This is a genomic window from Stagnihabitans sp. (genome assembly GCF_964946895.1).
This window is the reverse complement of the sequence record NZ_CBBQHX010000073.1, coordinates 1-9,775: the sequence shown is the minus strand read 5'-3', so window position 1 is coordinate 9,775 and position 9,775 is coordinate 1. Positions and strand designations below refer to the sequence as shown.

Here is a 9,775-nt window from a genome sequence, read left to right as displayed (position 1 = left end):
GGCACAGCCGCAGAATGGGTGCCAGATGTCCGACGGCTTCGACCAGACATGCCGTGGGAAGACGTCCTTCGGGTGGTCAACTCTGGCCTTCCCAAGGAATCACAGCCATGGACACAAGCCCGGTTGATCAGGGCGACAAAGACGTTTGTGAAGGAAGGTCTGCTGCCGGAAGCCCTCCTTCACCGTGCCGTGCGCGCTTCGAAAGATGACCGACTTCCCGCCATCATTGCGGCGATCAAGGGGGCCGACCCAGAGATCACCCTGCAAGCCATTTGCGACCGGCTGGAGAACATGCGCGAGCGTACGCCACGCGGTCGAACCAAGTGGCAGCCTTCCTCGGTCAAGATGCTACTCGAGCGAGCACAAGGACTGGGATTGCTAACGCAAAGCCCATGATCCATGCAAATCTCCCAACGGATGGAAGATCTGCATGGATCGAGAACGTTCTCGACGGCGTCACAACACAGGGTAATGACAAGACCTTATGGGGTGAGCCAAAACCAATGGACGATTCGGCGCACACTGACCCTAATTCACGTAATGGCATCAGCGACTGAACCAAGGGACGGAACAACGGCCGACGTCCTGGGAAGACCTCAATTCCGAAAACTGTTCGTTACCAGTGCCTTAGATCAGCAGCGTCATACTTCCGATGTGCATGTTGTGTCCGGCAACGGCGTTGGCTCTACATCTTGAGTAAGAAAAAACTTGTCATAAGATCACCTTCCTGTCATTTCTTCAGAAGAACGCGCAAACGCCACTAATCGCGTTTTAGCGTTCACAGAGAAAATAGACCCGAAACACGGGCACAGGGCACGTCAATGAACGATCAGGCAATAAGAATCGATCAGAAAATCCAGGCGATGGCGACCCGCTTGAGCCGGTCACTCGACTCGAACATGCGGAAGTCTTTCCTGCCAGACAACACGAAGGAACTGCGCCACTTCAACGCCGCGGAGGCTGCAGAACTCATTGGCGTGTCCTTGGACCATTTGCGCAAGCAGTTCTTCAATGACAAAATCGACCTGGAAGTGGAGACCGACAGCCGCGGTCGCAGGTGGTACACAGCACAACAAGTCGACTTAGCACGACATGCGATTGCGCAGGACAGCCGTGCCAAGAAGTTCCAGTACTTGGTGCCCGCCCGCCGATCAGGCGAACGCATTCAGATCCTTTCCGTGGCAAACTTCAAAGGTGGCGCGGGCAAGACAACGACTGCGATCCATCTTGCGCAAAAATTCGCACTCGACGGATATCGCGTGTTGGCGATCGACATGGACCCGCAGGCGAGTTTGACGACAATGTTCGGCTTCCGACCCGAGATCGAGTTTTCTGAAACCGGTACGGTCTACGATGCCATCCGGTACGATGACCCGGTTTCATTCCGGGAGGTCGTTCGAAAGACCTATTTCCATAACCTGGATCTTGCGCCTGCCGGGCTCATCTTGTCCGAGTTCGAGACTGAAACCGCGCATGCACTGCACAACAACATTCAGCCGCCATTCTACCAGCGACTGGCCCTCTGCATTGCCGAGGTCGAAGCCGACTACGACATTGTCGTGATCGACTGCCCACCTCAGCTTGGGTTTATCACTCTATCTGCGTTGGTGGCATCAACCGGCATGATCGTCACCGTCGTGCCAAGCATGCTGGACGTTGCCTCAATGGCGCAGTTCCTGCAGCTTGCCTCAAGCCTCATGGCGACCATTGCCGAAGTCGGTGCGACGCCGAACTGGGACTTCATGAAGTTCCTGATCACTCGGTTTGAACCGAACGACGGGCCACAGACTCAGATGGCTGCATTCCTGCGCACCATGTTTGGGGACGATGTTCTGACCCGCACTTTTCTGAAATCCTCGGCAGTCTCGGACGCAGGTCTTACCCAACAGACGCTTTACGAGGTTAGCCGGACTGACTTCACCCGCCAAACCTATGACCGAGCAATCGAGTCCATAAATGGCGTGGGGGAGGAGATCGAACAGCTCATTCAGGCCGCTTGGGGCCGGAAGGAAACCTAGAAATGGCACGCAAAATCCAGTTCGACGTCTCCGATGAAGATCACAAAGAAGCAAAGCCCGACACCTCTGCCCACGCGGAACCGGCGTCGCGGGCCCCTTCCCTATCCGGGATGGCAAAGTCACTGCAAGCCGCCGCTGCGGCGGCCATCCGGGAAATCGACACCCGGTTGATCGATGACTCCCAGTTCAAAGACCGAATTCGGGCTGACGATGACGAAGTGATTGAACTGGCTGAAAGCATCCGTACCCAGGGCCAACTCATTCCAATTCTCGTTAGCCCCATGCCAGGAGGGCGCTTCCGGATCGTATACGGCCGCCGTCGTCTGGCGGCTTTGCGGCACCTCGGAATGACAGCGAAAGCACTGGTCCGAGATCTGGACGAGGATCAGGCAGTCATTGCGCAAGGCCAGGAAAACTCGTTCCGGAAGGATCTTTCCTGGATCGAAAAGGCTGTCTTTGCAAAGCAGCTGCTTGATGCCGGCAAGGCCGATCAGCTTGTCTGTGATGCTTTGAACATCGATCAGAAGGCGCGCAAGGAAGGCGACAAGCTCACTGGTCTGTCACGCATGAGACAGGTCACGGCTCGGATATCCTCTGATCTGATTGAAGCAATTGGTCCGGCTCCCAAGACAGGCCGTGATCGATGGTATGAAATCTCTCAGCAGCTTGAAAAGAAAGGGTTTCCGCCCGGAAACCAATCAAACCTGGCCGCCGAAATCGCCAATGCGACAAAGCGCGGTGTGGCGAGCGACGAACGGTTCGCCTTCCTTGAAGCCCTGTTGCGCCGCAGGACCGAGGGTACATCGCAGCGCACTGCGACAGCGCTAAAGACCAGACAGACAGTCTCCGAATTGGGAGCAGTCAAGGTCAGCCCGAAAACAGTGCTGATCACGATCGAAAGCAAAAGCTCAGCGGACCTGCATAGATGGATCGCTGATCACCCGAATGAGGCGCTGAAGGCGCTTCATGATGCCCAAAAGAAATCCGAGCAGCAGTAAAGGAGCACAAGACAGAAAGGAAAAGGCCTCCCGAGAAAGTTCCCGAGAGGCCCTGCGCTAGATAGGGCGCCAACCCTATTCTCGCTCTCTGTACAGCGAAACTCTAGCTCAGGGCTGATTCGACTGCAACATCGCTTTGGCGGTGAACCGATGAGATTTGCCCAAATTCGGCAAAATGTGCCCTGCTTTCAGGTGCACAACCTGACAGGTGCATTCCCCGGACACTTTCGAACGACCGCCCTGACCAATCTGTGTGGCAAAGCAATGCACCAGATCACCATCACAAAGTCAAAGAACTTTCATCAAGCAGCCTCGCCCGACAACAGGTGGGCTGCGTTGAATGCTGTACAATCAGCCATGGAGTCCCTCGGCCTCAGGGACCGCGACATCACCGTGTTGCGTGGGCTACTGACCTTCATCCTTCCAAGCAAATGGAACGAGAAGTTGATGGTCTATGCCTCGAACGCGTCACTGCAAGCGCGCTGCGACGGCATAGACGAACGCACTCTTCGCCGTAGGCTGGCCCATCTTTGCGAAGTCGGCCTTATCGTTCGGCACCAAAGCCCCAATCGGAAACGCTATGTGGTCAGAGGCATGCAGGGCGAACCCGTGCTGAGCTACGGGTTTGACCTGAGCCCGTTGCGCGACAACCTGAACCGCATACGTGCAATCGGCGAGGAACAGCGAGCGACGGATCTGCAAACTAAAGTACTGAAAGCACTCTTGCGCGACCGTCTCTACAAGCTTGCCGAGGCCGGTTTCCGGACGGAATCCGATGACCTTCATGTTGAAGCTCTGCAGAAGATGCTCCGCCGGAAGACGGATGTCGCAACGCTTGAAGCCGCGATAAAGGCTGCGAACAGTTGCATTTCCGCTCTGCCGGAAGTGATTGAAATACATAAGCAATCAACTGATTTGACCGACAGCCTCGGTCAAAATGACCGACACATTCAGAGTTCAAACAAAGAATATATTGAAGAGACTACTGTGGCCAAGACAAACCAAAAAATCGAAAGGCACGCCGAAACAACCGATGTCACACTCGAAGAATGCATAGAACTAGCGCGATCGGCTATGGAATTCGCTCAGGCTCCGCCCAAGACCTGGACGGACGTGGCAAAACTCACCAACCAACTAGCACCGGCAATCGGTGTACAGACAGGACAGTTGCTTAGAACAAGAGAAGCTCTAGGAGAACGTGGCACATGCTTGGCAATCCTTGGGATTGTGGAAGCCTTCGCACGCATCAAGGAACCGAGCCGATACCTAAACACACTTATCACGAAGGCGTCTCAATCCAGCTTGAACCTTGCGCGGATGTTCAGATCGCTGACAGCAACGAACCGGTTTCCGGCCGGAAACCAATGTTCAACACCCATCTAGAGGTGGAGTTTGGAGGGTGTGAGGGTGACGGGAAATGAAGTTGGGAGAGTGGCTCCCGACGCCCGTTGTGGAGAAACCAGATGGGTCAAGCTGTTCAGAAAATCACCCTGTCACCCTCGCGTGACATTCCCTTCGAAAAGCTCGTACTGAGCCAATCCAACGTTCGCCGCATCAAGGCTGGTATTTCGATCGAGGAACTGGCGGAAGACATCGCGCGCCGTGGTTTGTTGCAAAGCCTCAATGTCCGGCCTGTGCTCGACGAAAATGGCGCCGAGACGGGTCGATTTGAAATTCCGGCCGGCGGGCGTCGATTTCAGGCCCTATCTTTGTTGGTCAAACAGAAGCGGCTCGCAAAGAATGCACCGATCCCCTGCATTGTCCGCGATGCAACTTCCTCGATCCTGGCGGAGGACGACTCCCTTGCAGAGAACATGCAGCGGGTAGCCTTGCATCCGCTCGACCAGTTCCGGGCGTTTGCAGATATGGCTGCCAAAGGCCAGCGAGAAGAGGCTATCGCAGCGGCGTTCTTCATCAGTCCCACTTTGGTCAAGCAACGCCTGCGTTTGGCGTCCGTGGCCCCTGCCCTACTGGATGTCTACGCTTCTGATGGCATGACGCTGGAGCAGCTGATGGCCTTCACTGTTTCCGGTGATCATGCACGGCAAGCGCAGGTCTGGGATGCGATCAAGAATTCCTGGAATAAGGAGCCCTATTCGATCCGCCGCATGCTGACCGAAACCTCCGTACGGGCTACCGACCGTCGGGCGATCTTCGTCGGTATCGAGGCCTATGAGGCCGCAGGCGGGATCGTGGCCCGTGACCTTTTCCAGGGCGATGACGGTGGTTGGTTGGAAGATCCCGCCTTGCTCGATCGCCTCGCCGCTGAGAAGCTCGGGGCGGAGGCGCAGGCCCTGGTCTCGGAGGGCTGGAAATGGATCGAGGTCGCGCCCGACCTGCCCTATGGCTTCAGCCATGGTTTGCGCCGCGTTCATGGCGAAGCCGCTGCGATGTCGGAAGCCGAGACGGTGGAGCATACCAAGCTGCTGTCGAAATATCGTGCCCTGGATGCCGAGTGGTCGGAGTCGGACGAGATCCCCGAAGACATCGACGCGCGCCTCGCGGAACTCGCTGAGGCCATGGAGGCTCTTGAAGCGCGTCCGATGATCTTCGATCCGGCGGAGATCGCGCGGGCGGGGGTTTTCGTGACCTTTGATCGTGATGGCCAACTGGTCGTCCACCGCGGTTTCGTTCGCCCGGAGGATGAAGCCCCGATCCAAGGGCCGGATGCCGACAACGCGGCGGGGCAGGGCGGCGATCCCCAGCTCACGGGATCGGAGCCAACGCGGTCTTATGTCGACGGTGCCGGGTCGGCCGTGATCACCTCGGGCGGTCAGCCGATTGTGACGACCTCCGAAGATGACGACGACGGGGTGCTGAAGCCGCTCTCGGAACGTCTGGTGATGGAGCTCACCGCCCATCGGACGCTGGCGCTTCGCGAAGCCGTGGGCCGCTCGCCAGACGTCGCCCTGACCCTGCTTCTGCTGAAGCTGGTGACCGACACGTTCCGCAGCTCGTCCGCCACCGGCTCATGCCTCGAAGCCTCGGTGCGGCAGGTGTATATGACGGCCCAGGCCCCGGAGCTGAAGGACAGCACAGTGGCTGAGGCCATCGATGCACGTCATGCTGACTGGGAGGCAGAATTGCCCTTGGGCGATGACGCTGCGCTTTGGGAGCGGCTGTCGGCGCTGGACCAGGCCAGTCGCCTCGCGCTTCTCGCCCACTGCCTGAGCTTCGGCGTCAATGCGCTGCATGAACGGGTGAACCCCTATGGCGCGGGCATCTCGGCTTCTGGTCTCACGCGCCGGATGAAACACGCCGACATGTTGGCCAAGGCAGTGGATCTCGACATGGTCGAGGCGGGATGGGAACCGACGGCGGAGGCGTATCTCTCCCGAGTGCCGAAAGCCCGGATCATCGAAGCCGTGCGCGAGGCGAAGGGTGAGGGCGCGGCCCAGCTCATCGACCACCTGAAGAAGGGCGACATGGCTGTCGAGGCCGAGCGCTTGCTCAAGGGCACCGGCTGGCTGCCGGAGGTGCTGCGCCGGGCGGACCTCGTGGCACTTCAGGGTGAAACATTGGAAGGGCAGGGCGACGATTTTGGGATTGCGCCGGAGGAAGAGGACATGTCCTCGGACACGGTCGACCTTCCGGCCTTCCTCGTCGCCGATTTGCCCACCGATCCGGCACAGATGATCGCTGCCGAGTGACATTTGCCCCCGAGGGCGGGGAAACCCGCCCTCATGTCACACAAAACACAACAATATCAATGATATGAGCGAAAATCTTCGCGCTCAGGATGAGGAATCATGTCCGCAACGACCATTATCGACACAGCACCTCTGGGTGCCCTGATCCGTTACACCGACGGCAGTCGCAAACCGCCTGCGCGCTTCACCAAGAAGCTTGCCGCTTGGGAGCGCTCCAATGGAATCGGCCGTCTTGTGAAGAAGGAACCGCCTAGGCCTTATCCGACCTGGACCGCTCCGGCCTCCTTCACGCTTCACGAAGGCAACTTCTCTTCCGATGGGGTCATCCTCGTCACCATCATGCGAAGCCATTCAGCCGACAGTGCCCTGACCTTCGACGTCGTCGAGGTGCCGCAGCCGGGTCAGGTCAAGATCCTCCTCGATTTCGGCGGGGCGACCGAGCTCCTGCACCTTGCCGCCAACGAAACGGCGGCAGAGCTCTGGATCGCCAGAGAAGGGTATCGCAATGCAAGGCTGGAAGTGGTCGGCGCCAGCGGTGGCGGCAGGGCAGGGGAGGCGAACCTCGCCGCCTGAGCCTTTACGACAGAAGCCTGAGGCCCGCCCAATGGCGGCGATCTCCCAAGATGACTCTGTCCCCCAAAAAAGGGGCAGGGCGCCATGGGCCCCATCCCCGTCTCGTCTGTCCGGATTATCATCCTGGCAGCAGTCTGGCGGGGTGTGCATCAGCGGGTCCATCGGCTCCTGTGGCTCGAGCCCCATCCCCCGCTCGCCAGTCCCTTCCTTGGCCCGAGGCCGGTCTTCGAGATCAAGCCGCGAGGGCTCGGACTACGGGGCAAGCCCGTGCCGCCGGGCGGATTCGAGCAAGCCGAACGCACCCGGTGATGTCAGACCGTCTCGGGCCTTCGGGGTCCTGTCGCGCGGGGGATGGTCCTCCGCCTCAAAGACAGGAGCCGAAAAGATGTCCCGCAAAGATGCACACGCCTACGCCGCCAGCCTCGCCGCCACGCTGATGGTCGCCATCGTGGTCTTCGAGGCCGGGGATGGGTCCTATGGCGCCGTCCCCGCCGATGAAATCGACGGCGACGAAGTGGTCATCGTGGCAGAGCACGATCCGTGGGCTTGAGGCCCACGGTTGCTCTGCAAAGGCTCGGGTGGCGTTATCACGCCTACCGAGCCCTTCTTCTGTCAGCCACTGTGGCCGACAGGCAAAAGGTGCCAAGACGAACTCGGCAGGGCCTCTTTCTCAGAACAGGCAGATCGCGCAAAACCGCGACAGCCAATTTGTTCGACCATTCGGGGGCGATATTCGAGGAAATCAGGTTGATCGCCCTGCAACCTCCGGGAATAGTACCCTTCGATTGGGAAGGGACCCCGAAGTTGCTCTACAAGGATCTGATCGCCACTTATGGCGCTTCTCTGGCCGGCCGGTCGTCTCTGCAAGATGACATGGTGTGGCACTTGGTCCCATCGGATGACCTGACGCGATTTCGCCGATATGCATTGGACGCGATGATGCAGGCCAAGGTCTATCTGCTCGACCATCTGGCAGCGAACTACGCAGACACCTTGCATGATACCTTGCAGGATCGCGCTGTGGGGACCGGGACTCAAGCGATGTCCTACCTCGGCGATATTCAGTTCCCCGCAAAGGTAACGTGGGTTGAGTTCGATTGTCGGGCTTTGGGTATCGCCCGTTTCGAGCGGCGCGCGCCGTCGACGCTTCACGACGATGGCCCTAGAGGTTCCGGATTGAACGGCTTCCTCATCGACAATCGTCAAGAAGACCATCTGCGAATAACGATGTTCGCCCGACCCGAAGGGGCCAGGGTCATGGACCCGATGAGTTTCATGCGGCTCAATCGAACGGATTCAGGTCAGCTGGACTATGAGGATGTGAAGTTCGAATTCAACCAGTCGATGATCGATTTTCGTGTCCGAACCGGGGACTCCGAGCAGAAGCTCGAAGCAAGGCGAACCATTCACTTAATCAACACAGGGTCGGATGTGTTCATTCCTTGTGCGCTGTTCGCAATGTTGGTTTCGCCGGACCTCGGCGGCATCATTCCTTCCGAATCCGAGACCCTTACTCCCAAGGAGGCAAAGACGGCCCGGAAGTTCGGGAAGTCCTGGATTCTGGGTGCCCAGAAATCGCATCTGACCATCAGGATCGGCCCGCAGGCTATCGCGCACTTGCGGGAAAGGGCGGCTCGTCAGGAGTTTGAGCGCCTCTCGCATGAGGAACGCACCGGGCCGGTTCGTCATTGGGTGACCGAACATGAGCGCCACTACCGCAGCGGCAAAGTCGTGTTGATCAAAGGCCACCACCGCGGACACACGCCAGACCCTGGTCTGCCGACGCGTGTCATGGGCCCAAGACCTGAGGCTATCCATTTCTCCGGTCGGGCGAACCCGCCGTCCGGGTCAGATTGAGCAACTCGTTCCAGATCCGATTTCTGGCCTAGACTGAAATCCGCCACTGTGGGTCCGCCGCCTGACATGTGACCGATCGGCTTTCAGAACCATACCTCGTCGCAATTGTCGACGCTTGGATGGCCGAGGCCCGTTCCAGTCAGTGACGCTGTCGTCCTTCGCAGCGATGGTCTCTGGTCGTCGTATGCAACACCGCCGCGCATTGGTCTTCCGTGGTGAGGCCGGCCACAGATCTGAACCTCTTGCCCATTCGGCAGTTCTATCGGCGCCCCTGCCTTTAGATTGAAATCCGGTGTTCAGGTGCTGCTCGGTGTTCCAGCGGCCCCGCAGTCTCGGCGCGGGGTAGGGCGGTAGCCTGACGGTGGGGGCAGGGGGCATGTGTGGGCGTAGAGACCTAACTCTCCCTTCTCGGGATGGTTCTCCCTGGGCCTGACATTGCCGGATGATGTCGGCTGAACTTGTCTGCTTGGGTCTCTCCCCCCGTGCTCCGGCTGAGGCACCTTCCCTTCGACTGACAATCCCCTAAGCCTGTTCGGTTTCCTGCCCGCAACCCCGCTCTTGGCCGGGCCGTGTTGGCCGCGAAGCGTCCTGCCCGCTCCACCCCGGCCCCTCGGGGGTTTCCGGCCGGCCCTTTGGCCCAGCCGTGCAGACGTCTCCCGACAGGCTTTTGCCGGGTCTT

7 protein-coding genes and 1 pseudogene are annotated in these 9,775 nt (G+C 58.9%); all 8 read left to right on the top strand.

The features are described from left to right. Positions 1-396: pseudogene (locus tag AC1Y2B_RS22835) on the top strand (recombinase family protein); the annotation flags it as partial. Positions 397-821: 425 nt separating this feature from the next. Continuing rightward, entirely contained in the window at positions 822-2,018 is a 1,197-nt protein-coding gene (repA, locus tag AC1Y2B_RS22830; RefSeq protein ID WP_482255430.1) for a plasmid partitioning protein RepA, read from the top strand. Between the two features lie 2 nt (positions 2,019-2,020). Continuing rightward, entirely contained in the window at positions 2,021-3,016 is a 996-nt protein-coding gene (repB, locus tag AC1Y2B_RS22825; RefSeq protein WP_482255429.1) for a plasmid partitioning protein RepB, read from the top strand. Positions 3,017-3,166: 150 nt separating this feature from the next. Then, positions 3,167-4,399 (top strand): plasmid replication protein RepC, encoded by a 1,233-nt coding sequence (gene repC / locus AC1Y2B_RS22820; RefSeq protein ID WP_482255428.1) that lies wholly within the window; start codon positions 3,167-3,169, stop codon positions 4,397-4,399. An 80-nt stretch (positions 4,400-4,479) separates the two neighbouring features. After that, positions 4,480-6,666 carry a ParB/RepB/Spo0J family partition protein gene (locus AC1Y2B_RS22815; protein WP_482255427.1) on the top strand — a complete coding sequence of 729 codons (2,187 nt, stop codon included), beginning with the start codon at positions 4,480-4,482 and terminating at the stop codon, positions 6,664-6,666. Positions 6,667-6,765: 99 nt separating this feature from the next. Further along, positions 6,766-7,239: a hypothetical protein gene (locus tag AC1Y2B_RS22810; RefSeq protein WP_482255426.1), complete on the top strand. Its 474-nt coding sequence runs from the start codon at positions 6,766-6,768 to the stop codon at positions 7,237-7,239. A 385-nt stretch (positions 7,240-7,624) separates the two neighbouring features. Next, entirely contained in the window at positions 7,625-7,789 is a 165-nt protein-coding gene (locus tag AC1Y2B_RS22805; RefSeq protein ID WP_482255425.1) for a hypothetical protein, read from the top strand. Between the two features lie 197 nt (positions 7,790-7,986). Then, positions 7,987-9,096 (top strand): hypothetical protein, encoded by a 1,110-nt coding sequence (locus AC1Y2B_RS22800; RefSeq protein WP_482255424.1) that lies wholly within the window; start codon positions 7,987-7,989, stop codon positions 9,094-9,096. The last annotated feature ends 679 nt before the right edge of the window (positions 9,097-9,775 follow it).